Raw genomic sequence first — 23,205 nt, forward strand, 5'->3', positions numbered from 1 at the left:
TGCCGGAATATTTCCGGCATTATTTTTGTCTGTTAAATTTTTTCCTGTTTATCTTTTAGGCTATATTTCATTACGGCATAAAAGACTATCACCAAAAAGAAATAAAAAATATTGCCAGAATTATGAGCAAAAAAACCTTGACTTAAGCAATAGAACATCATTGATACAATATGTACGGTTCCCAGCAAAGCAACTGTTTTTTGTTCTAGCGTTGCACCGTTTAATTTTCGCCAAAATAATATAAGTGGCACAAAAAAGACTGATAACAACGCAAACAATCCGATAATACCCCGTTTTGCCGAATCATCGATATATTGATTATGAGCATGACCAAATCTTACTGCCTCCTGATGAATAATCTTTTCTTTTGCTTGCTGTTGTTTTTTCTGCCTGATTCCCGCTTCCCCCCAACCTAATAGCGGTTTTTCCTGTACTGCTAACCAAGCACTTTTCCACATATCAAATCTTGCCCCTAAAGAAGTTGCACCATTATTTTTCTCTACATATTTTGTAATATCACTTTGAGCTTGATTAAAACGCTTAATAATTTGGCTATGTGGCATAAATGTCAGAACAACCACCAACAATGTAATCAAGCCAAAAAATGAAGTAAGTGCAGTTTTTGATAAAGAACGACGATAAGTCCAAATAATAAAAAGCACAACAAAAGGCAAACCAATCCATGCACCGCGAGCGGTGGAAAGGAAACTGGACATCATCCCCATTAAAGTGAAAACTAAATAAAGTGCGGTGAGTTTATAACGTTTTTGAATAGCAAAATAAATGGTAACCACCAACGAAAACATAGCTAATGACATTGCCATGCCACCGCCTTGAATATGCATAATCTTATCACCAAATCCCATAGGATGATGCATAATAAAACGATGATAAATACTGATCGCCCCCGCAATGAATGCCCCCCATGGAATGACATGCAGCAACATATTCAAGTTGATAGGAAATTGCCTAAAAAGCAATAATAACGGAACAAATAACAATACCTTCGTCGGATTATCCAACGTGTTCAACTTATCTTGGTGTACTGCTAAAGATAAGACAAAAACGGCAAAGTAAAATACATAGCTGAATGCCAACCATTTTTCTTCCTTTATTAAGTGCCATTTTTGTTTTTTTATTGCCAAATAATAAATTAAATAGCCTAATGCAATCACGCCTAAAAACAACGGGGAATAGTTATAACCTTTAGGGAAAAGCAATAAAAGCAGAAAAAATAAGGCAATCGCAATATTCACTAGAATTTGTATTTTATGCGTTTTTAATATTGCAAGCATATATAATCCTTTGAAAAAAAAGTTATGTCGCAAATTTTCCCATAAAAAAGACCGCACTTAAAGTACGGTCTTGAAAATATTTTTCTTCTTGCTCAATTATAAAACATTTACACAGTTTAAATCTTCAAAAGATTGCTCTAAACGTTTAGACATTGACTCTTCCATTTTACGCAACCACACACGTGGGTCGTAGAATTTTTTGTTTGGTGCATCCGGGCCTTCAGGATTACCTAATTGACCTTGTAAGTATGCTTCGTTTGCCTTGTAGAATTGCAAAATACCGTCCCACGCGGCCCATTGAGTATCCGTATCAATGTTCATTTTGATTGCACCGTAGCTGATTGCTTCACGAATTTCTTCACGAGATGAACCTGAACCGCCGTGGAATACGAAGTTGATTGATTTTGCCGGAAGATTACGTTCTTTAGAAACAAATTCTTGCGATGCACCTAAGATAGATGGTTTTAATTTCACGTTGCCCGGTTTATAAACGCCGTGTACGTTACCGAATGCAGCCGCCACTGTGAAACGTGGGCTTACCGGGTTTAATTGGTCGTAAACATAAAGTACGTCTGCCGGTTGAGTATATAAACGGGATTCATCCACATCTGAGTTATCTACACCGTCTTCTTCACCGCCGGTGATACCGATTTCAATTTCAAGGGTCATCCCCATTTTATCCATACGCGCTAAATATTCACGGCAGATTGCCATATTTTCTTCCATTGATTCTTCAGAAAGGTCGATCATATGGGATGAGAATAACGGTTTACCGGTTTCAGCAAAGTATTTTTCGCCCGCTTCAAGCAGACCATCGATCCAAGGAAGTAATTTTTTCGCTGCATGGTCGGTATGAAGGATGACCGGCACACCGTATTCTTCCGCTAAAGCATGAACGTGTTTTGCACCGGCGATAGCACCTAATACATCCGGACGCGCACCGCTTGCCGGTTTGATACCTTTACCGGCATAGAATGCCGCACCACCGTTAGAGAATTGTACGATAACCGGTGCTTTTACACGTGCCGCAGTTTCCAATACTGTATTTACGGAGTCAGAACCGACACAATTGACCGCCGGGATAGCAAAGTTGTGTTCTTTTGCGTAAGCAAATACTTTTTGCACATCATCACCGGTTAATACGCCTGGTTTTACGATATCTAATAATTTAGCCATTTTCGTTTTCCTTTTGGATTTGGACGCTTAATGCGTCAATTAAAATTAAAATCTGTTTGTAGGACGTATTTACATACACCTAAATTATTAATGGTTATTAACCTTTCGCACGTTGCTCAAGAATTTCAACAGCCGGTAATACTTTGCCTTCTACAAATTCTAAGAACGCACCGCCACCGGTAGAAATATAAGAGATTTTATCTGCGATACCGAATAAATCGATAGCCGCCAAGGTATCACCGCCGCCTGCGATAGAGAATGCCTCGCTTTCTGCGATAGCGTTAGAAATCACTTCGGTACCTTTACGGAAATTAGGAAATTCGAATACGCCGACCGGACCGTTCCAAAGAATAGTTTTCGCATTTTTGATTAATTGGGCTAATTGAGCTGCCGTTTTATCGCCGATATCGAAAATAGATTCGTTGTCCGCAACTTCGTTAACCGCTTTTTCAGTTGCCGGGGCAGTGTCGGAAAATTCAGTACCTACACGTACATCAACCGGTACAGGAATGTTGGTGCTTGCAGCCAAGCGTTGTGCTTCAGGAATTAAATCTGCTTCGTATAAAGATTTACCTACGTTGTGGCCTTGTGCTGCAATAAAGGTATTCGCGATACCGCCGCCCACAATGATTTGGTCTGCGATTTTTGAAAGAGAATCTAATACGGTTAATTTAGTGGAAACTTTAGAACCGCCTACAATTGCCAACATTGGGCGTTGCGGTTCTTTTAATGCTTTTGCCAACGCATCCAATTCAGCGGCTAATAATGGGCCTGCACACGCAACCGGAGCAAATTGTGCCACACCGTAAGTCGACGCTTGAGCACGGTGAGCCGTACCGAATGCGTCCATCACAAATACATCGCAAAGTGCAGCATATTTTTTACCTAATTCAGGATCATTTTTCTTTTCACCTTTGTTTACACGTACGTTTTCAAGCACTACGATTTCATTCGCGTTCACTTCAACGCCCTCTAAGTAATCACGTACTAAACGAACCGGTACATCCAAGGCTTTGTTCAAGTAATCAACAACAGGTTGTAAAGAATCGGCTTCATTGAATTCACCTTCTGTCGGACGACCTAAGTGAGAGGTCACCATCACTTTAGCGCCTTTTTCAAGGGCTAATTTTAATGTCGGAATGGTGGCACGAATACGTGCATCAGAAGTTACCACACCGTCTTTTACCGGTACGTTTAAATCCGCACGAATAAATACGCGTTTACCCGCTAAGTCTAAATCGGTCATTTTAATTACTGACATTGATTAATCCTCTCTTATATGTGTGTTAAATTGAAAAACTGCTCGCATTATACCAGTTCACAACAAAAAATAACTGGTTTAGATCAAATAAATTAGGTTACTTTTTATTTTTTTTATAATTCTAAATAAACATCAGAACAAAATTTATCAAAAATCGTTCTCAATTAAAACGATTTTTTAGTTCTTCGGGCAATCCATAGTCTGCCAATTTTTGTTATAACAAATAAACAACTCGTTATGGCTCGCTCTTAAATATCTATTCGTCAACTGCTTATTATGTTTTTTCATCCATTTAAATAATTCGGAACGGGACATTTCATTCTTTGGCAACACCAAAGTGCGGTATAATTCCCGCTGTTTTTCAAAATATTGTTCAGCACTGTCAAAAGCACAAGCGCCGTGTTTTTCCCATTCGCCCTGCAATAATTTCGCTCCCGGTGATTCCGACAAATAATGTTTGAGCAGATTTTCATTTAGTGGCGGTAAATCACCCTGACAAAAACGCGGATGATCGCTTACGCTTTTCGCATTGGCATTTTGCGGCCATAAGCCATGGATCACCCAGCCAAATTGATTTTTTGTGCCGCATTGATATTGCGATGACGGCGGTAACCGATTACCATTTTGCTTGCGTTGCATGTCGCAAAAACCCGGCGACCAAGACAAAGCCAGCATATAGTAATCGGTTTTAGCATTTTTATTTTGCCCGATGGCATCATCCCGCATTTTCACATCATAATCGGCGATGATGGTATTTGATACATCTTGTTTTCCCAATGATGGATATTCGGTATTTTTCGGCGGGGCAAAAAAGAGTTGATAAATAATCCCCAACACCAATAACGCTACCACCAGCCACGGCGGTAATTTGATATCTTGTTTTTTACTCATAAAATCCCTAGTTTAAAAAAGGTTGTTTTTTGTGCTCTTTTGATTATAATTGCCGACCTTTACAACTCTACTCTCATTTTCATCAACAAAGGAATATTCAATGGCACTACTGATTAGCACAAAATGCACAAATTGCGATATGTGCCTGCCGGAATGCCCGAATGAAGCCATTTCCATTGGCGATGAAATCTATGTGATCGATCCCGTGCTTTGCACAGAATGTGTCGGGCATTATGACAAACCTACCTGCCAGAAGGTTTGCCCTATTACCAACTGCATTATTAACGACCCGCAACATCGTGAAAGTGCGGATGAATTATGGGAAAAATTCGTGTTAATTCATCACGCAGATAAACTTTAATTTACGCATCCGCACGAGCAAAAGCCGATCTTCTGCAATCAATTCATCACTCGGACGCTGCTGCGTATAAAGTTCAACTTGTTCAACGGCTTGCAATACGATTACTTCCGCCCCGGAAATCGTTTGTTTACCTTTTGCCCGAGTGATTTCGGCTTAAAATTAATAAGCATAGTAAACCCCAACGTTGAGTTTAAATTTTAACGAAAATACCATTTTGCCAATAACACGCCGGCAGTAACTGCCACATTTAAGCCATTTTTCAACGGATTATTGTGAGAAAGTACGATTTCGGTATCTTGCGGATAATTCAACTGCTCGTTCACCGCTTCGCTTAATATAAACACCACTTTATCGGCAAATTGCGTATTGCCTAACGATTTGGCTTGTTTATGGCGGGTGATATGCACGATTTGATAACCCGCATCACGCAGCTGTTGCAACGCATTATCCGTGCAGTCGGTTTCTAAAACCTTGATGAATTCCATTCCACCTTCCGCTACCCGCATTGCAGCGGCCGAATTGAGCAATTCCGCATCATCCACAATTACGCCTTTTACACCGTAAAACGCAGCGGTGCGAAGCACGCCGCCGATATTATGAGCATTACGTACACCGTCTAATAACAGCAAGCAGTCTTGTTGACGCGGCACATCAAGATAGCCTTTTAACCCAAAAGCACGTTGTTTTTTCACTAACAAGCAGATACCGCCGTGATGTTCCGTGCCGCTGACCAGTTCTAATTCTTGATTATCCACAATATGGTAGGCTCTTTTATTAGCCGCGAGATAGCCGGTGATTTCACCGATTTTTTTCGCTATTTCCACATTCGCCCACAACCGCACAATGGATTTCGGACGTTCGGCAAACAATGCCAAGCAGGCATTTTCACCATAGACTTTCATTTCTTCGGAGCGATTTTTGCGGATTTTTTCCGGTGCACGGGGTGATAACGGACCGGTTTTCTTTTCTTTAAAACCAACACCATCACCTTTTACCAAAACTTTAACATGATTACCGCGAACGGTTTGCAAGGTCGTTTCGCTGATTTGCGGTGCGGTTTGTTCCGATCTATCGGCAAACGGTTTTTTATTAAACGGCTTTTTATTGCCAAAGTGCGGTTTATTTTCAGCGGATTTTTCATTGCGGTTACGGGAACGTTCCGAACGCTCATTGCGGGAATGGCTATCGCGTTGTTGAAAGCGTTTGCCGTTATCCGCTTGTTGGAATATCGGTTTTTTCATATTGGAAGATTTCCATCAGGTCATTAATTGCGGGAAATTATAGCGGAAAAAATAATTTTTCTCACGATTATCTTTGGCAATTCCGCCTAAATTCGGTACACTACGGCGTTAAAAGTTGAAATATTGATAAAAAACTATGTTAATCAGTAAAACCCAAAGAGCTTTAAATAATATGGCGGCATTGCCGCGTTTGCCTTTACAGGCGGAAAACGTGGAATTTATTCATTCGCCGTCGGCATTTCGTGAACAGATTATCGAGCTGATCCGTAATGCAAAAAAACGAATTTATGTGACCGCACTTTATTGGCAAAAAGATGAAGCGGGTCAGTTGATTTTAGATGAAATCTACCAAGCCAAAGACAAAAATCCCGAATTGGATATTAAAATCTTAGTGGATTGGCATCGGGCACAACGAAACTTATTGGGGGCGGAAAAAACCACCACCAATGCGGATTGGTATTGCGAACAACGTCGCAATCTGCAGGCGAATAATCTCTTTTGGGGCGTACCGATTAATACGCGCGAAGTGTTCGGTGTGCTGCATATTAAAGGTTTTGTGTTTGATAACACCATTCTATACAGTGGTGCAAGTATTAATAATGTATATCTGAATCAATTAGATAAATACCGTTACGACCGCTATCAAAAAATCACTAACGCTGCCTTAGCGGATTCTATGGTGCAATTTATTAATGAGCATTTATGCGATCCGAGCGCGGTAAATCCATTGGATGACAGCAATCGCCCGAACACCAAAGAATTGCGTAATAATATCCGAGCATTCCGCAAACAGCTTGCCACCGAAGGGCAATACCGGCTTAAAAGTGCGGTCAGTTCTACAGAAAATTTATCCATCACGCCGTTATTCGGCTTAGGGGCGAACGGCAATATGCTGAATCGCACTATTGAGGATTTATTTGCTTTAGTACAAGAAAAATTAGTAATTTGTACGCCTTATTTTAATTTCCCCCGAACCTTGCAAAAACGCATTAGCCGTTTGTTGTCGAAAGGAAAACAAGTAGAAATTATTGTGGGTGATAAAACCGCCAACGATTTCTATATTCCGCCGGATCAACCGTTTAAAATTGCCGGTGCGTTGCCTTATTTATATGAAAAAAACCTACGGGCATTCAGCAAAAAATTTGAATGGGAAATTAATAACGGACAGTTGGTGATCCGCACTTGGAAGCACGGTGATAACAGCTATCACTTAAAAGGCGTGTGGGGAGATGATCGTTATATTTTGCTCACAGGTAACAATCTCAACCCGCGTGCATGGCGATTGGATGCGGAAAACGGTTTGTTAATTGACGATCCGAAACAGGAATTACGCCAGCAAGTGTTAGCGGAATTAGAGCAAATCCGTCAGCATACGCAAGTATTGAAAAATTATACCGAACTGGATGAAATAGAAGATTACCCTGCTCCGGTGCAAAAATTGTTAAAACGTTTTGCCCGTGTGAAAGCGGATCATATTGTGAAAATGATTTTGTAGTTCATTTCGAGCATTAACACAAAGTGCGGTCAAAATTGACCGCACTTTTGCTTATTCGCTTACTTCGCCTTTTCCCACCATTTTTCTTTCGGTAAATTATCAAGAGAAAAAACTTGACCAATTTTAGGTGTCGCCACTTCATAAGATTTTCCTTCGGCAGCTTTAGTGAAACGTTCAATAGGCTCTTTCCAATTATGATAAGCCAAATCAAATTTTGCCCAATGAATCGGAACAGCCACTTTGGCTTTTACATCTTCTACGGCCTGTGCTGATTGCTCCGGAAACATATGAATTAACGCCCAATTTTGATTATAAGCCCCATTTTCTATAAAAGCTAAATCAAACGGTCCGTATTTCTCACCAATTTGAGCAAAATGCTTACCGTAGCCGCTATCTCCATTAAAATATAAAGAGAAGTCGGATGATTTAATTGACCAAGCTCCCCATAACGTACTATTACGATTACTTAAACTGCGTCCGCTGAAGTGACGAGACGGCAAGAAGGTAAATTCCAAATCATCTTGTTTCACCTGTTCGTACCAATCCATTTCCACAATTTTATCATCCGCTACGCCCCAACGCTGTAAATGCGCTTTTACACCCAAAGGCACATAAAAACGACCGACTTTATCTTTAATTTCTGTTATCACTTTATAATCCAAGTGATCATAATGATCGTGAGAAATCACAACAATATCAATAAATTCAGGAAAATCAGCACTAATCGGAGTATATTCCATAGGAAACGGAGCACCGCCCAATATAATCGGCGAAGCACGATAAAATACGGGATCCGCAACAATAACTTTATTATCCATTTTAAACAATAAACCGGAATGACCGAGCCAAATAAAATGATTATTCTGTAATTTGTTAAGATCAATTTTTTCACTCGGTAAAGGTTGTTCCGGTTGTTTGCCCGGCGGCGGATTAGTAACAGCGCTGAGCCATTCAATCATACTCGGCTTTTCTGAATTCCCACCGTCGGTAATTTCTACTTCGGTTGGTTCGAAATTTTCAAAAATTTCACCATTAAAGTGCGGTGAATTTTGAATTTTTTTCCAACTTGCTTCATTCGGCTTCCCACCAAAAGTCGGGTGAAAATTAATAAAGGCGAAGACGGCAATTCCGATTCCGACAACCAGAATTACACTCCATTTTAAAATTGAAAAAATAACTGACATTGTTTGTTTACCTATAAAAACATCAATAAACAGAAGAAAAATGCGGTCAAAACTGACCGCACTTTCCCCGTATAATATTCAATATTTTGCATAAATTAATTATAACGACGAATTGCGTCAGCTAATTCCTGATCCTTATAAATCATTTCGGCAACTTCTTTTAAGTTGTCATTCAACACATTTTGAATATTTTCATTACTTGCGGCGAATGCCCCTTCATAAGTTTTTGTGCCGCCGATATTTTTAGTGAAATTACCTTTTGAGCCTTGAATATGCACTTCTAACTGAATTTTACTGCTGACTTTATAACGTAGATTGCCTTCGTCCACCTGAGCATAAAAATGTTTAATATTAATTAAGACATTTGTATTGGATGCTGACGGTGTTCCCAAACGGAAACCTTTGCTATTAAAATCTTGTTGGAAAATTTGTTGGAATAATCGCACCGGCTCCGGAGAGGCGGATAATGTTTGGATCTGATTGCTACGCACATAGCTGGACACTTCCGGCTTGCTGCGTTCATCTTTTGTCACGACATTCAACACGACATTGCTTTGGTTAGCCAAATTAAATTGTGATAATGTAGGTGAAGGTACACTGAAAGACAGAGTGTTGCTTGGTGTTTGACAAGCAGTCAATGCAAGACTTCCTGCGATGATGCTCGCCACTGAAAGCGTTTTGAATGATTTAAGCATTGGTCGTTCTCCTTATATTTCATGAATTATGGTATTCTTACAAACTTATTTTAAATTGTATAGTGTTTTATTGGGTCTGACTAAGAAAAATATAAGTAATAATCGAATACCCATTTGGAGTTATAACTTAACGATAAAAATTGATTTGTTTCAAAAAAGTTACATTTTTTTGACAAAAACAGTCTGTTTAGGTGGTAAGCAAGCCCATCTTTCGTTAAAATAAGCCGTCAATTTTTATCCAGAATTTACAGTATATTGAGCGTATGTTTTTTAACCGTTCAATAATGCAATACAGAATTTGAGTTTTATTATTAAACGATTGATTTTATGAGTTTATTTTGAGTTCATAAGAAAGATCATACTCAAGACGAGGTTAACGTTTGGGCGTTAACTGTATTTTTAATCTAACTAAAAGTAGTGCAAACAATATGATTACGATTAAAAAAGGCTTGGATCTTCCGATTGCCGGAAAACCGGAGCAGGTAATCCGTGATGGCGTTGCTATCACTGAAGTTGCTTTGCTTGGTGAAGAGTATGTGGGGATGCGTCCTTCTATGAAGGTTCGCGAAGGCGATGTGGTTAAAAAAGGTCAGATTCTTTTTGAAGACAAAAAGAATCCGGGCGTAATTTTTACTGCACCGGCTGCCGGTACCATTAGTGCAATTAACCGTGGCGATAAGCGTATTTTACAATCCGTGGTGATTAAAGTTGAAGGTAATGATCAAATTACTTTCGATAAATTCTCTGCGGCAGAGTTAAGCACATTAAGTGCGGATCAAATTCGCAAAAATTTGCAGGAATCCGGTTTATGGACTGCATTGCGTACTCGTCCGTTCAGTAAAGTCCCTGCGGTGGACAGCAAACCGGTAGCAATCTTTGTTAATGCAATGGATACTAATCCGTTAGCAGCCGATCCGGAAGTGATTTTAAAAGCAGCTTGGGACGATTTCGTTAACGGCTTGCAAGTATTAAGTCGCTTAAATGACGGCAAATTACATTTATGTAAAGCCGGCGATACCAATATTCCGACTGCGGATATTGCTAATCTTGCCATTCATGATTTCGGCGGCCCGCATCCGGCAGGCTTAACAGGTACCCATATTCACTTTATCGAGCCAGTGAGCTTAAATAAAGTAGTATGGTCTATTAACTATCAAGACGTGATTGCATACGGTCGCTTATTCACTACCGGTGAAATCAACCCGGAACGCATTGTGTCTGTGGCCGGTCCGCAAGTGAAAAATCCGCGTTTAGTACGCACCGTATTAGGTGCAAATTTAAGCCAATTGACCGCAGGCGAATTAAAAGACGGCAATAACCGTATTGTTTCAGGTTCTGTATTAAACGGTGTAATTGCTAAAGCTGCTCACGATTATTTAGGTCGTTATCACTTGCAAGTATCCGTATTGGCGGAAGGTGATGAAAAAGAATTTCTCGGTTGGATCGCACCGGGTGCGAATAAATATTCCATTACCCGTACAACCTTGGGTCACTTTGTAAAAAAACTGTTCAACTTCACAACGGCGGTAAACGGCGGTGAGCGTGCAATGGTGCCAATCGGTAACTATGAGCGTGTAATGCCGTTAGATATTTTGCCAACATTATTGCTGCGTGATTTGATTGTCGGCGATACCGACGGTGCTCAAGCACTAGGTGCATTAGAGTTGGATGAAGAGGATTTAGCGCTTTGTTCATTCGTGTGCCCGGGCAAATACGAATATGGCTCAATCTTGCGTGATGTGCTGACTAAGATTGAGAAGGAAGGTTAAAAATGGGTTTAAAACATCTTTTTGAAAAAATGGAGCCTGCGTTTTTACCCGGTGGTAAATACAGCAAGTTATATCCATTATTTGAATCAATGTACACCTTGGTGTACACGCCGGGGACTGTAACCAAAAACGGCACACAGGTACGTGATGCGTTGGATTCCAAGCGTATGATGATTACTGTATGGCTGGCGTTATTTCCGGCAATGTTCTACGGCATGTTCAACGTGGGTAACCAAGCCATTGCCGCAGCATTGCAATTAGGCAATATTTCTGACCTGATCGCAAACGACTGGCATTATTCCCTTGCCCAAACCTTAGGCGCAACCTTAGGTGCCGAAGCAGGCTGGGGCAGCAAAATGTTGCTTGGTGCAATGTTCTTCTTGCCGATTTACATTACAGTATTTGCGGTCGGTACGGCGGTTGAGTTAATTTTCTCTATCGTTCGCGGTCATGAAGTAAACGAAGGTTTATTCGTATCAACTATCTTGTTTGCATTAATCGTGCCACCGACATTGCCGCTATGGCAAGCTGCTCTCGGTATTACTTTCGGTTTAGTGGTAGCGAAAGAAGTATTCGGCGGTGTAGGTAAAAACTTTATGAACCCTGCTTTGGCCGGTCGTGCGTTCCTATTCTTTGCTTATCCAGCACAAATTTCCGGTGACAGCGTATGGACGGCAACTGACGGTTTCTCTGGTGCCACAGCACTTTCTCAATGGTCTGTAGGCGGCGAAGCTGCGTTAAAACACGTTGCGACCGGTCAACCGATTACTTGGATGGATGCCTTCTTAGGTAACCTTCCGGGTTCTATGGGTGAAGTTTCTACCCTAATGATCTTAATCGGTGGTGCTATTATTGTGTTCGCACGTATCGCCTCTTGGCGTATTATCGCCGGTGTGATGATCGGTATGGCTGCAACCGCAACCTTATTCAACTTAATCGGTTCAAGCACTAATGCAATGTTCTCAATGCCTTGGCATTGGCACTTGGTTTTAGGTGGTTTCGCAATCGGTATGGTGTTTATGGCAACGGATCCGGTATCTGCTTCTTTCACCAACAAAGGTAAATGGTGGTACGGTGCATTAATCGGTGTGATGGTAGTGTTAATTCGTGTGGTCAACCCGGCATATCCCGAAGGTATGATGTTGGCGATATTGTTCGCAAACTTATGGGCACCGATTTTCGACTATCTGGTTGTTCAAGGTAATATTAAACGTAGGAGAGCACGTAATGGCTAAGTTTAATAAAGACAGCACAAGCGGAACAATATTAGTCGTTGTTTTAGTGAGCTTGATTTGTTCTATTATCGTTGCAGGTGCATCCGTTGCATTAAAACCGACACAAGAAGAACAAAAATTACTGGATAAACAAAGAAATATCTTAAGCGTTGCAGGTCTTCTAGAACCGAAAACCAATATTAAAGCAGTCTATGCAGAACGTATCGAACCGCGTTTAGTAGATCTTGCAACAGGTGATTATGTTGAACAAAGCGGTACTTTTGATGCGAAAGTCGCAGTAAAAGATCCGGCTCAACGTATTGCTATTGAACCTGCGGATGATAAAGCCGGTATTAAAGTGCGGGCAAAATTAGCCGAAGTTTATTTAGTGAAAAACGCTGAAGGTAAAGTGACTCAAATCGTATTACCAATGTACGGTACGGGCTTATGGTCTGTGATGTATGGGTTTGTGGCATTAGATACTGATGCGGATACCATTAAAGGTATCACTTACTATGAACAAGGTGAAACAGCCGGTCTTGGCGGTGAAATCGCCAATCCATTATGGCAAAAACACTTTGTCGGTAAAAAACTGTTTAATGCCGAAGGGCAAGTGGCTTTACATATCGGTAAAGGTGCTTCTTCCGATGCGGCTCACGGTGTAGACGGACTTTCAGGTGCAACCTTGACCACCAACGGTGTACAAGGATCATTTGATTACTGGTTCGGCAAAAACGGCTTTGGCCCTTACCTCGAAAAAGTGAAAGCAGGAGCATTATAATGGCTGATAATAAACGTTTAAAAGAGTTATTGCTTGCACCGGTCGCAAATAATAACCCTATCGCATTACAAATTTTAGGTATCTGTTCTGCTTTAGCGGTAACCACCAAATTAGAAACCGCGGTAGTAATGGCGATTGCGGTAAGTTTGGTAACAGGGTTTTCAAGCTGCTTTATCTCGATGATCCGCAATTACATTCCTAATAGTATTCGTATTATTGTACAAATGGCGATCATTGCTTCTTTAGTGGTGTTGGTTGACCAAGTATTACGTGCTTATGCTTATGAATTGTCTAAACAATTATCCGTATTCGTTGGCTTAATCATTACCAACTGTATCGTAATGGGACGTGCGGAAGCTTTTGCAATGAAAGAGCCTCCGTTTGAAAGTTTCGTGGACGGTATCGGTAACGGTTTAGGCTATGGTGCAATTTTAATCATCGTAGCATTTTTACGCGAATTAATCGGTTCCGGCAAAGTATTCGGTATGACCGTATTCCAAACTATCCAAGACGGTGGTTGGTATCAAGCAAACGGTTTATTCCTACTTGCACCAAGTGCATTCTTCATCATCGGATTTTTAATCTGGGGATTAAGAACTTGGAAACCTGAACAAGTGGAGAAATAAAATGGAACATTACATTAGTTTATTCGTAAAATCCGTTTTTATTGAGAATATGGCACTATCCTTTTTCTTAGGGATGTGTACGTTCTTAGCGGTATCCAAAAAGGTTTCTACGGCATTCGGTTTAGGTATTGCGGTAATCGTGGTATTAGGTATTTCCGTACCGGTAAACCAATTGGTTTATACTCACGTATTAAAAGACGGCGCATTAGTTGAAGGCGTAGATTTAACCTTCTTAAACTTCATCGTGTTTATCGGGGTTATCGCGGCATTAGTACAAATTCTTGAAATGGTGCTGGATAAATTCTTCCCGGCACTTTATAACGCATTAGGGATTTTCTTACCGTTAATTACTGTAAACTGTGCGATTTTCGGTGGCGTATCCTTCATGGTACAACGTGATTATAACCTCGGTGAATCCGTAGTATATGGTATCGGTGCAGGTACAGGTTGGATGTTAGCTATCGTAGCACTTGCCGGTTTAACCGAGAAAATGAAATACGCTGACGTACCGGCAGGCTTACGCGGTTTAGGTATCACCTTTATTACCGTAGGTTTAATGGCGTTAGGCTTTATGTCATTCTCTGGTATTCAGCTATAAGGAGCATATCGAATGGATAGTAATTTTATTTTCGGTATTGCAGCCTTTACGGTTCTCGTATTAGTGCTTGCAGTCATTATTTTATTCGCGAAATCCAAGTTAGTGAATTCAGGTGACATTACCATTTCAATTAATAATGATCCTGAGAAATCGATCAAATTACCTGCCGGCGGCAAACTTTTAGGTGCTTTGGCAAGTAAAGGGATCTTCGTATCATCCGCTTGTGGTGGCGGTGGTTCTTGTGGTCAGTGCGTGGTGAAAGTGAAAAGCGGCGGCGGCGATATTCTGCCGACAGAGCTTTCTCATATCAGCAAACGTGAAGCCAAAGAAGGTTATCGCTTATCTTGCCAAGTGAACGTGAAAAATTCCATGGACGTTGAACTTCCGGAAGAAGTGTTTGGCGTGAAAAAATGGGAATGTACCGTTATTTCTAACGACAACAAAGCAACTTTCATTAAAGAGCTTAAATTGGCTATTCCTGAAGGGGAAGAAGTGCCGTTCCGTGCCGGTGGTTATATTCAAATTGAAGCCGACCCGCATACGGTTCATTATAAAGACTTTGATGTGCCGAAAGAATACCACGAAGATTGGGATAAATTTAACTTATGGCGTTACACCTCTAAAGTGGACGAGCATATTATCCGTGCCTACTCAATGGCTTCATATCCGGAAGAAAAAGGCATTATTATGCTTAACGTGCGTATTGCAACACCTCCGCCACGCAATCCTGATGTACCGCCGGGTCAAATGTCCTCTTACATCTGGTCATTAAAACCGGGTGATAAAGTAACGATTTCCGGTCCGTTCGGTGAATTCTTCGCGAAAGAAACCGATGCGGAAATGGTATTTATCGGTGGTGGTGCGGGTATGGCGCCAATGCGTTCTCATATCTTTGACCAATTAAAACGCTTACACAGTAAACGTAAAATGTCATTCTGGTATGGTGCCCGTTCTAAACGTGAAATGTTCTACGTTGAAGATTTCGATATGCTGCAAGCAGAAAATCCAAACTTCAAATGGTATGTGGCTCTTTCCGATCCCCTTCCTGAAGATAACTGGGACGGTTACACCGGCTTTATTCACAATGTGCTCTATGAAAACTACTTGAAAAATCACGAAGCACCTGAAGATTGTGAATACTATATGTGTGGACCGCCGGTGATGAATGCCGCAGTAATCAACATGTTGAAATCATTAGGTGTTGAAGACGAAAACATCTTATTGGATGATTTCGGTGGTTAATAATTGAAAAACTAACCGCACTTTTTAACTAAAGTGCGGTTAAATATTTAAAAATATTATGTATTTAAAAAAAATTCAAAGCTGGTTGGCATTATTCATACTGGCTTTTTTTCTTACAGCTTGTGATAAAAACGCCAAACTGATCAGTTTAAGCGGTAAAACCATGGGCACAACTTACCATATCAAATATATTGATAACGGTAAGCCAAAAATCGATCCGCAAACCATGCAGCAACAAATTGATACCGTCTTGCAGGATGTAAATAATAAAATGTCCACCTATCAAAAAGATTCCGAACTCAGCCGTTTTAACCAAAATACGACTGTAAATACGCCGATTGCTATTTCACAGGAATTGGCTACGGTCATGAAAGAAGCGATTCGACTCAATAAAGTGACTGATGGTGCGTTAGATGTGACCATAGGTCCGATGGTCAACTTATGGGGATTCGGACCTGAAAAACGTGTCGAACACCAACCTCTTTCCGAACAGTTAGCCGAACGCAAAAATTGGATTGGTATTGATAAAATCAACTTAATGGAAAATGACGGTCAATGGACACTCAGTAAATCCGTGCCGCAAGTTTATATTGATTTATCTTCCATTGCCAAAGGTTACGGCGTTGATGTCGCTGCAGAAGCTCTTGAAAAGCAACAAATCGACAACTACTTGGTGGAAATCGGCGGTGAACTTCGTACCAAAGGTCATAATATCGAAAATAAAGATTGGCAAATAGCCATCGAAAAACCGATGTTAGACGGTTCACGAGCAATCGAACAAGTGATCGGTTTAAGCAATATGGCAATGGCAACATCGGGTAACTACCGCATTTATTTTGAAGAAAACGGAAAACGTTTTGCACATGAAATTGATCCGAAAACCGGTTTTCCGATTCACCATCATTTAGCTTCGATCACCGTATTATCGCCAACTTCAATGACTGCCGATGGCTTATCGACCGGGTTATTCGTTCTCGGAGAAGAACGGGCATTAGCCATAGCGGAAAAAAATAATATCGCGGTTTACTTAATTATCAAGACAAATGACGGTTTTAAGATTAAAATGTCATCGGCATTTAAAACAACTTTAGAACAAAAGTAGGATAACGGATAAATTATGCAATTATTTTTTATTACATTCGGTTTCTTTGTGGTGATTATTGCAGCAATGGCTATCGGCTATATGGTGAAACGAAAAACGATTGCCGGCAGCTGCGGCGGTATCAGCACTTTAGGGATGGAAAAAGTATGCGACTGTCCCGAACCTTGTGAAAACCGTAAAGCAAAAATGGCTGTGGAAGCAGAACGCTTAGCAAAATTACAACAGCAGGAACGCATTCTGTGATCCGCTATCTTTTATCATATTTGATAAAAAGTGCGGTAAAAAATACCGCACTTTTTTATTAATCTCACTTTAGGAATAGATTATGCAACCCAATTCACCTACTTATGATAATTTGATGAGCTTAAGTGCAGCACAACTCGCCCAAAATGCCGCAAAAAAAGTGATCGTAGGTATGTCCGGCGGTGTGGATTCATCAGTATCCGCTTACATCCTAAAAAAACAAGGCTACCAAGTAGAAGGCTTGTTTATGAAAAACTGGGAGGAAGATGATGATACGGATTATTGCACTGCAGCCGCCGATCTTGCCGATGCACAAGCCGTATGCGATAAACTTGGTATCCGCTTACATAAAATTAATTTTGCGGCGGAATACTGGGATAACGTATTTGAACATTTTTTACTGGAGTATAAAGCCGGCCGCACACCGAATCCGGATATTCTATGCAATAAAGAAATTAAATTCAAAGCGTTTTTGCAATATGCTGCCGAAGACTTAGAGGCAGACTATATTGCAACGGGGCATTACGTGCGTCGGCGAGATGTGGGCAATCAATCACAACTGCTACGCGGTTTGGATAATAACAAAGATCAAAGCTATTTCTTATATACATTAAGTAAAGAGCAAGTGGCACAAAGCCTGTTCCCCGTTGGGGATTTAGAAAAACCGGTGGTGCGTCAAATTGCAGAAGAATTAGGCTTAATCACTGCCAAGAAAAAAGATTCTACCGGTATTTGCTTTATCGGCGAACGTAAATTTAAAGATTTCCTAGCACGCTATTTGCCGGCTCAACCGGGTAATATTCGTACTGTTGACGGCGATGTAATCGGACGCCATCAAGGTTTGATGTATCACACCCTGGGACAACGCAAAGGCTTGGGCATCGGCGGTATTAAAGGTATGTCGGAAGAGGCGTGGTTTGTGGTGGAAAAAGACTTAGTGAATAACGAATTGATTGTGGCACAGGGTCATAACCATCCAAGCCAATATTCTAAAGGGTTGATTGCACAGCAATTACATTGGGTGGATCGCCACCCAATCACCGCACCATTGCGTTGTACAGTGAAAACCCGCTATCGCCAAACGGATATTCCTTGCGAAATCATTCCGTTAGATAATGACACTATTGAAGTGCGTTTTGACGAACCGCAAATCGCCGTAACACCGGGGCAATCTGCAGTCTTTTATTTGAATGAAATCTGTTTGGGCGGCGGAGTCATCGAACAACAGCTCAGATAAACAAAACGGTGTTATTCTTATAACGCCGTTTTTCTATGTAGAAACACCTAAAGCTAAACTTACCGCCAATCATGATTTCATTAAGTTCTCCCTTGGATTAAGAGGTTAAATTAACTCTAAAACAATAGATATTGAAATTTTGTTCCTAGAATTTTAAGTAAAAATCTTTCGTCAATGTCACAAATTCATCGGTATATTGATTTTGTTCGTTATAAATAACTAACTCTGACAGGTCTAACGCACAATATTGCCGAGCAAATTCCAACAACACCCGTTGGGGAACTTTACCGATTTTTGTAATGACATTGCATTGTTTCACACAAAAAAGTGCGGTGTGTTTTAACTGAGTTTTTAATAATTCACCAACTGTAAAAGGCAATACAAAACAAATTTTACCTTGTTCTGTTAATAGACTTTCGGCAGTCCGCAGCCACTGCAAATGGCTTAACCGCGTGTAACGGGCTAAATCCCGTTGCGGATCGCGGCAATCACAACCTTGAGCAAAATAAGGCGGATTTGCCGTAATTAAATCGAATTTTTTACCGCACTTTTGGGCAAACTCAGCAATATTTTGATGATAAAGGCAAATTTGATCGGCAAATATAGATTGCTCAATATTTTCTTTGGCCTGTAAAAACGCCGGTTCGTCTAATTCCACACCACTAATTTGAGCGGTTCGATTTCGTTGTGCCAGCATTAAAGGAATCAATCCCGTGCCACTGCCGAGATCCAATATCTGTGTTGCCATTGCGGCATTCGCCCAACTGCCGAGCAAAATACCGTCCGTCCCCACTTTCATTGCACAGCGATCTTGATTGATATGAAATTGCTTAAAGGTAAATCCTGACATTAACTTCTGACATAGTCCTTGTTTATGTTATAATCCCGCAAATATTTTAGCTTGCCTATATTGAGAATAAAACCCAATTATGAATGCACCACATACAGAAACGCCAAATGACGAACACACGCCTTTTGAATTACCGACTTTTGCAGATTTTGATCTGTCACCGGAATTATTAAAGGCATTGCAACAAAAAAAATACACACGCCCCACAGCCATTCAGCAGGAAGCCATCCCAGCGGCAATGGAAGGACAGGATGTGTTAGGCTCCGCCCCAACCGGCACAGGTAAAACAGCAGCATTTTTACTGCCTGCTATTCAGCATTTATTAGATTACCCACGCCACAAACCCGGTGCTCCGCGTGTATTAGTGCTGGTTCCAACACGCGAATTAGCGATGCAAGTGGCGGAACAAGCGGAAGAATTAGCTCTATTTACCAATTTAAAAATCACTACGATTACCGGCGGTGTGTCCTATACCAATCACGGTGAAGTGTTTAATAGCAATCAGGATATTGTAGTGGCAACGCCGGGACGTTTATTGCAATACATCAAAGAAGAAAACTTTGATTGCCGTGCGGTGGAAATTCTGATTTTCGATGAAGCGGATCGGATGTTGCAAATGGGATTCGGGCAAGATGCGGAAAAAATTGCTGCCGAAACCCGTTGGCGTAAACAAACATTGTTATTTTCCGCCACCTTAGAAGGCGAATTGTTAGTAGATTTTGCTCAACGCTTATTGGACGATCCCGTTCAAATTGATGCGGAACCAAGCCGTCGCGAACGTAAAAAAATTCAACAATGGTTCTATCACGCTGATAACAACGAACATAAAATCAAGCTACTGGCTCGTTTTATCGCAAGTGAGCACGTCAGCCGAGGTATTGTGTTTGTCCGCCGTCGCGAAGATGTACGAGAATTATCGGAAACCTTGCGTAAACGCGGTATTCGCAGCACCTATATCGAAGGGGAAATGGCACAAACCCAACGTACCCAAGCTATTGATAAACTGAAAAACGGTATAGTGACGGTATTGATTTCTACGGATGTATCATCTCGCGGAATAGACATTGATGATGTCAGCCACGTGCTTAATTTTGATTTGCCATATAGTGCGGATACCTATTTACATCGAATCGGTCGCACCGCTCGTGCCGGCAAAAAAGGCACGGCGGTGTCTTTTGTGGAAGCACACGATTACAAACTATTAGGCAAAATCAAACGTTATACGGACGAACAACTTAAACCCCGTGTTATCGAAGGTTTAGAGCCCCGTACCAAAGCACCAAAGGACGGTGAAGTAAAATCCGTCACCAAAAAACAAAAAGCCCGTATCAAGCGGAAAAAAGAAGATAAGAAAAGCGAGCAAAAGAAAAAAGTAAAGGTACGTCACAAAGATACAAAAAATATCGGTAAACGCCGCAAACCAAGTAATCAAAATAGCAATGCCAACGCGGAAAGTGCGGTTAAATTTCAATAAATTTTTAAGGAATTAAATATGTTAAAGCAATTTTCAATATTAAGTATAATGACATTGCTGAGTGCTTGTTCATTATTTTCCGGCGAAAAACAAGATCCGATCCCGGGGGAATTTGCCGGTGCGGATTATCAACTTTCCGATAAAAATGCAAAAATCTGGGTGGCAAAAAGCAATCAAACGGAACAATGTATTTATCCGACCTTAACACGTATCCAACTCGATCATTTTGCCAAAGAAGATAAGTTTATTTATATGCAATATGTGTTCTTTTATCCGTTAGAAGATATCATTGGCGAACAAAACCTGGAAATCATCAAAGCCGATCAAAAATCCATGGATTATGTGACCTACCAACGCAAAAAGTTTGGCCATATCAAATCCGGTGAAGCATTGGATGATACTCAATGCGAGATATTACGCAAAAAAGCTCGCGACGATCTCGCGGTGACCAAAGGCGAATACCGCAGTGCAATGACGGAAGAAAAGAAAGCAGATGACAGCAAACCCAGCGGCAGTTTGGATAAAAGCAAGTTTTCTTTTGATATCCTGAAATGGGGTGTGAGTCTAATTTTATAATATTTTCGGATGCATATTGCCTCCTCAGATTGCCGGCAAACCTTCTCCCGTAAACGGGAGAGAGTTAAAAATTATTGGCTTTGTCCATAAGCAAAACTTAGCATATTAAGCTTTTAACCGTGCAAACCACATACTAGTGAATTTTTCAATCAAATTCATTAATTTTTTGCTTCTTTTATCTCCAAATATTGAGCGAAGTCACAAAATTAAAAAAAATTCGCATTTGTATAAAAAATACTCTTTTCAAATGCATTAAAAGTGCGTATTATATCGCACCTTGTCGGTTAGACTTTGCAGGTAGAAAGAGCCAGGCGGATAAAGGCGTTAAGAATAATTAGGTAATGGTAAAATTGGATGAATGTAATGCGAATTGGTCAATATCAATTAAAAAATCGTGTTATGTTGGCACCAATGGCCGGAATCACCGATCAACCTTTTCGGAAATTATGTGCCCAATATGGTGCAGGATTAACTTTTTCCGAAATGATGTCCACCAATCCGGATGTGTGGCATACGGAAAAGTCTAAACTGCGTTTGGCTCATCACCATGAAGCGGGAATTAATGCCGTGCAAATTGCCGGTTCGGATCCTGATGAAATGGCTCAAGCAGCACAGGTGAACGTAGAATACGGAGCAGAAATTATTGATATCAATATGGGCTGCCCGGCTAAAAAAGTAAATCGCAAAATGGCAGGCTCTGCTCTATTGCAATATCCTGATTTAGTAGAAAAAATTCTGACATCTGTGGTGAATGCGGTAAACGTACCTGTGACTTTAAAAATCCGTACAGGGTGGAATAAAGACAATCGAAATTGTCTGGACATTGCCAAAATTGCCGAACAATCGGGTATTCAGGCTTTAACGATTCACGGACGAACAAAAACCTGTATGTTTGAAGGTGAAGCGGAATACGACAATATTCGAGCAGTAAAGCAGGCGGTGCATATTCCGGTGATTGCCAACGGGGATATTACATCTGCCGAAAAAGCAAAATTCGTGCTGAATTATACCGGGGCCGATGCTGTAATGATTGGTCGCGGGGCGTTGGGTAAGCCTTGGATCTTTCGTGAAGTCGAACAATTATTAGAATCAAACAGTGTTGAATCGGAACCAAGTTTCGACGAAAAGTGCGGTGTGATTTTAGCCCATATTCAGGCTCTGCACCAATTCTACGGTGCGGAGAAAGGCTATCGCATTGCCCGCAAGCATGTGGCTTGGTATTTGCCGAGTATTCAACCTGATTCCTTTTTTAAACAGGCTTTTAATGCTATTACTGAGCCGGAAGCTCAACTGATGGCATTAAGAGATTTTTTTAAGACTATTAAAATGGATAACAAACAATGTTAGAACAACAACGTAATTCTGAATCACCACTTATGGTGTCTACTCTAAACGCACAATCTCAAGTAACCAACAAACCGTTACGCGATTCTGTGAAACAAGCATTAAGAAACTATTTATCACAATTAAATGGTCAAGATGTGAATGATCTTTACGAGTTAGTGCTATCAGAAGTTGAAGATCCGATGTTGGATATGGTAATGCAGTACACCCGCGGTAATCAAACCCGTGCGGCAACAATGCTTGGTATCAACCGCGGTACATTACGTAAAAAATTGAAAAAATACGGTCGCGGTTAATTTTTATTTCACTAATTATTTTGTGAAAAACGGCATCATTCGATGCCGTTTCAGACCGCTGACAAACCTCTAGACATACATCTAGAGGTTTGCTCTAATAGGTCTATCGAAAAGGAAATGCCTATGCTCAAAAATTTTCTCTCCCCTCAATATGAACTTGAGATGATAAGTCTCGAACAACTCGTTCCCAAAGACCATCTTGTCCGCAAAGTGGCTAAAGCCATTGATTTTGAGTTTATCCGCGATGAAGTCGC

The 23,205-nt window shown here is 40.8% G+C and carries 23 protein-coding genes and 1 pseudogene; 15 read left to right on the plus strand and 9 right to left on the minus strand.

Annotated features, from left to right (window positions below):
* Nucleotides 1-32: 32 nt before the first annotated feature.
* The 4 genes from EDC44_RS09785 to EDC44_RS09800 all read right to left on the minus strand — a co-directional run bounded on the left by EDC44_RS09785 (nucleotide 33) and on the right by EDC44_RS09800 (nucleotide 4,623).
* Complete coding sequence (locus EDC44_RS09785; RefSeq protein WP_131978121.1) at nucleotides 33-1,295, minus strand: O-antigen ligase family protein; 1,263 nt, start codon at nucleotides 1,293-1,295, stop codon at nucleotides 33-35.
* Nucleotides 1,296-1,391: 96 nt separating this feature from the next.
* Complete coding sequence (fbaA, locus tag EDC44_RS09790; protein ID WP_131978124.1) at nucleotides 1,392-2,471, minus strand: class II fructose-bisphosphate aldolase; 1,080 nt, start codon at nucleotides 2,469-2,471, stop codon at nucleotides 1,392-1,394.
* A gap of 97 nt (nucleotides 2,472-2,568) precedes the next feature.
* Nucleotides 2,569-3,732, minus strand: coding sequence for a phosphoglycerate kinase (gene pgk, locus EDC44_RS09795; protein WP_131978127.1), 1,164 nt, complete (start codon nucleotides 3,730-3,732; stop codon nucleotides 2,569-2,571).
* Nucleotides 3,733-3,909: 177 nt separating this feature from the next.
* Nucleotides 3,910-4,623: a ribonuclease T2 family protein gene (locus EDC44_RS09800; protein ID WP_131978130.1), complete on the minus strand. Its 714-nt coding sequence runs from the start codon at nucleotides 4,621-4,623 to the stop codon at nucleotides 3,910-3,912.
* Between the two features lie 100 nt (nucleotides 4,624-4,723).
* Here EDC44_RS09800 and EDC44_RS09805 point away from each other — a divergent pair, with 100 nt between their 5' ends.
* The gene (locus tag EDC44_RS09805) at nucleotides 4,724-4,984 is read left to right on the plus strand and encodes a YfhL family 4Fe-4S dicluster ferredoxin (RefSeq protein ID WP_131978133.1); all 261 of its coding nucleotides are present in this window, start codon (nucleotides 4,724-4,726) and stop codon (nucleotides 4,982-4,984) included.
* 1 nt (nucleotide 4,985) lies between these two features.
* Here EDC44_RS09805 and EDC44_RS13420 read toward each other — a convergent pair.
* Together EDC44_RS13420 and EDC44_RS09810 are read right to left on the minus strand one after the other, a co-directional pair.
* Nucleotides 4,986-5,125: pseudogene (locus EDC44_RS13420) on the minus strand (shikimate 5-dehydrogenase); the annotation flags it as partial.
* A 56-nt stretch (nucleotides 5,126-5,181) separates the two neighbouring features.
* A complete protein-coding gene (locus EDC44_RS09810) occupies nucleotides 5,182-6,225 on the minus strand; it encodes a tRNA/rRNA methyltransferase (RefSeq protein ID WP_131978136.1) in 1,044 nt (347 codons plus the stop codon).
* 136 nt (nucleotides 6,226-6,361) lie between these two features.
* On the opposite strand from EDC44_RS09810, the gene pssA reads away from it, so the two are divergent.
* Nucleotides 6,362-7,720 (plus strand): CDP-diacylglycerol--serine O-phosphatidyltransferase, encoded by a 1,359-nt coding sequence (gene pssA, locus EDC44_RS09815; RefSeq protein WP_131978139.1) that lies wholly within the window; start codon nucleotides 6,362-6,364, stop codon nucleotides 7,718-7,720.
* 59 nt (nucleotides 7,721-7,779) lie between these two features.
* On the opposite strand, the gene EDC44_RS09820 is transcribed toward pssA, so the two are convergent.
* Nucleotides 7,780-8,904 (minus strand): MBL fold metallo-hydrolase, encoded by a 1,125-nt coding sequence (locus tag EDC44_RS09820; RefSeq protein ID WP_131978142.1) that lies wholly within the window; start codon nucleotides 8,902-8,904, stop codon nucleotides 7,780-7,782.
* Between the two features lie 95 nt (nucleotides 8,905-8,999).
* Nucleotides 9,000-9,599 carry a YajG family lipoprotein gene (locus tag EDC44_RS09825; RefSeq protein WP_131978144.1) on the minus strand — a complete coding sequence of 200 codons (600 nt, stop codon included), beginning with the start codon at nucleotides 9,597-9,599 and terminating at the stop codon, nucleotides 9,000-9,002.
* 428 nt (nucleotides 9,600-10,027) lie between these two features.
* Here EDC44_RS09825 and EDC44_RS09830 point away from each other — a divergent pair, with 428 nt between their 5' ends.
* The 9 genes from EDC44_RS09830 to mnmA all read left to right on the plus strand — a co-directional run bounded on the left by EDC44_RS09830 (nucleotide 10,028) and on the right by mnmA (nucleotide 18,411).
* Complete coding sequence (locus tag EDC44_RS09830) at nucleotides 10,028-11,368, plus strand: Na(+)-translocating NADH-quinone reductase subunit A (protein WP_131978147.1); 1,341 nt, start codon at nucleotides 10,028-10,030, stop codon at nucleotides 11,366-11,368.
* Between the two features lie 2 nt (nucleotides 11,369-11,370).
* Nucleotides 11,371-12,603, plus strand: coding sequence for an NADH:ubiquinone reductase (Na(+)-transporting) subunit B (locus tag EDC44_RS09835; RefSeq protein ID WP_131978150.1), 1,233 nt, complete (start codon nucleotides 11,371-11,373; stop codon nucleotides 12,601-12,603).
* Complete coding sequence (locus EDC44_RS09840; RefSeq protein ID WP_131978153.1) at nucleotides 12,596-13,363, plus strand: Na(+)-translocating NADH-quinone reductase subunit C; 768 nt, start codon at nucleotides 12,596-12,598, stop codon at nucleotides 13,361-13,363. The genes EDC44_RS09835 and EDC44_RS09840 overlap by 8 nt, the downstream gene beginning before the upstream one ends.
* A complete protein-coding gene (locus EDC44_RS09845) occupies nucleotides 13,363-13,989 on the plus strand; it encodes an NADH:ubiquinone reductase (Na(+)-transporting) subunit D (protein ID WP_131978156.1) in 627 nt (208 codons plus the stop codon). Before EDC44_RS09840 ends, EDC44_RS09845 begins: the two co-directional genes overlap by 1 nt.
* Nucleotide 13,990: 1 nt before the next feature.
* Nucleotides 13,991-14,587: an NADH:ubiquinone reductase (Na(+)-transporting) subunit E gene (gene nqrE / locus EDC44_RS09850; protein WP_131978159.1), complete on the plus strand. Its 597-nt coding sequence runs from the start codon at nucleotides 13,991-13,993 to the stop codon at nucleotides 14,585-14,587.
* A 12-nt stretch (nucleotides 14,588-14,599) separates the two neighbouring features.
* The gene (gene nqrF, locus EDC44_RS09855; protein ID WP_131978162.1) at nucleotides 14,600-15,829 is read left to right on the plus strand and encodes an NADH:ubiquinone reductase (Na(+)-transporting) subunit F; all 1,230 of its coding nucleotides are present in this window, start codon (nucleotides 14,600-14,602) and stop codon (nucleotides 15,827-15,829) included.
* A gap of 58 nt (nucleotides 15,830-15,887) precedes the next feature.
* Nucleotides 15,888-16,931: an FAD:protein FMN transferase gene (locus EDC44_RS09860; protein ID WP_131978165.1), complete on the plus strand. Its 1,044-nt coding sequence runs from the start codon at nucleotides 15,888-15,890 to the stop codon at nucleotides 16,929-16,931.
* 15 nt (nucleotides 16,932-16,946) lie between these two features.
* A complete protein-coding gene (gene nqrM / locus EDC44_RS09865) occupies nucleotides 16,947-17,174 on the plus strand; it encodes a (Na+)-NQR maturation NqrM (RefSeq protein WP_131978168.1) in 228 nt (75 codons plus the stop codon).
* An 82-nt stretch (nucleotides 17,175-17,256) separates the two neighbouring features.
* The gene (gene mnmA / locus EDC44_RS09870) at nucleotides 17,257-18,411 is read left to right on the plus strand and encodes a tRNA 2-thiouridine(34) synthase MnmA (protein ID WP_131978171.1); all 1,155 of its coding nucleotides are present in this window, start codon (nucleotides 17,257-17,259) and stop codon (nucleotides 18,409-18,411) included.
* Nucleotides 18,412-18,556: 145 nt separating this feature from the next.
* Here mnmA and EDC44_RS09875 read toward each other — a convergent pair whose 3' ends face one another.
* On the minus strand, nucleotides 18,557-19,261 hold the full coding sequence (locus EDC44_RS09875; RefSeq protein ID WP_131978174.1) for a tRNA1(Val) (adenine(37)-N6)-methyltransferase: 705 nt from the start codon (nucleotides 19,259-19,261) through the stop codon (nucleotides 18,557-18,559).
* 79 nt (nucleotides 19,262-19,340) lie between these two features.
* On the opposite strand from EDC44_RS09875, the gene srmB reads away from it, so the two are divergent.
* The 4 genes from srmB to fis all read left to right on the plus strand — a co-directional run bounded on the left by srmB (nucleotide 19,341) and on the right by fis (nucleotide 22,951).
* Nucleotides 19,341-20,735 carry an ATP-dependent RNA helicase SrmB gene (gene srmB / locus EDC44_RS09880; protein WP_131978177.1) on the plus strand — a complete coding sequence of 465 codons (1,395 nt, stop codon included), beginning with the start codon at nucleotides 19,341-19,343 and terminating at the stop codon, nucleotides 20,733-20,735.
* A gap of 18 nt (nucleotides 20,736-20,753) precedes the next feature.
* The gene (locus tag EDC44_RS09885) at nucleotides 20,754-21,311 is read left to right on the plus strand and encodes a DUF5358 family protein (protein WP_131978180.1); all 558 of its coding nucleotides are present in this window, start codon (nucleotides 20,754-20,756) and stop codon (nucleotides 21,309-21,311) included.
* A 363-nt stretch (nucleotides 21,312-21,674) separates the two neighbouring features.
* Complete coding sequence (gene dusB / locus EDC44_RS09890) at nucleotides 21,675-22,658, plus strand: tRNA dihydrouridine synthase DusB (RefSeq protein ID WP_131978186.1); 984 nt, start codon at nucleotides 21,675-21,677, stop codon at nucleotides 22,656-22,658.
* Nucleotides 22,652-22,951, plus strand: coding sequence for a DNA-binding transcriptional regulator Fis (fis, locus tag EDC44_RS09895; RefSeq protein ID WP_131978183.1), 300 nt, complete (start codon nucleotides 22,652-22,654; stop codon nucleotides 22,949-22,951). Before dusB ends, fis begins: the two co-directional genes overlap by 7 nt.
* Nucleotides 22,952-23,205 lie beyond the last annotated feature (254 nt).

It is taken from the genome of Cricetibacter osteomyelitidis (assembly GCF_004340985.1).
GTDB classification, from domain to species: domain Bacteria; phylum Pseudomonadota; class Gammaproteobacteria; order Enterobacterales; family Pasteurellaceae; genus Cricetibacter; species Cricetibacter osteomyelitidis.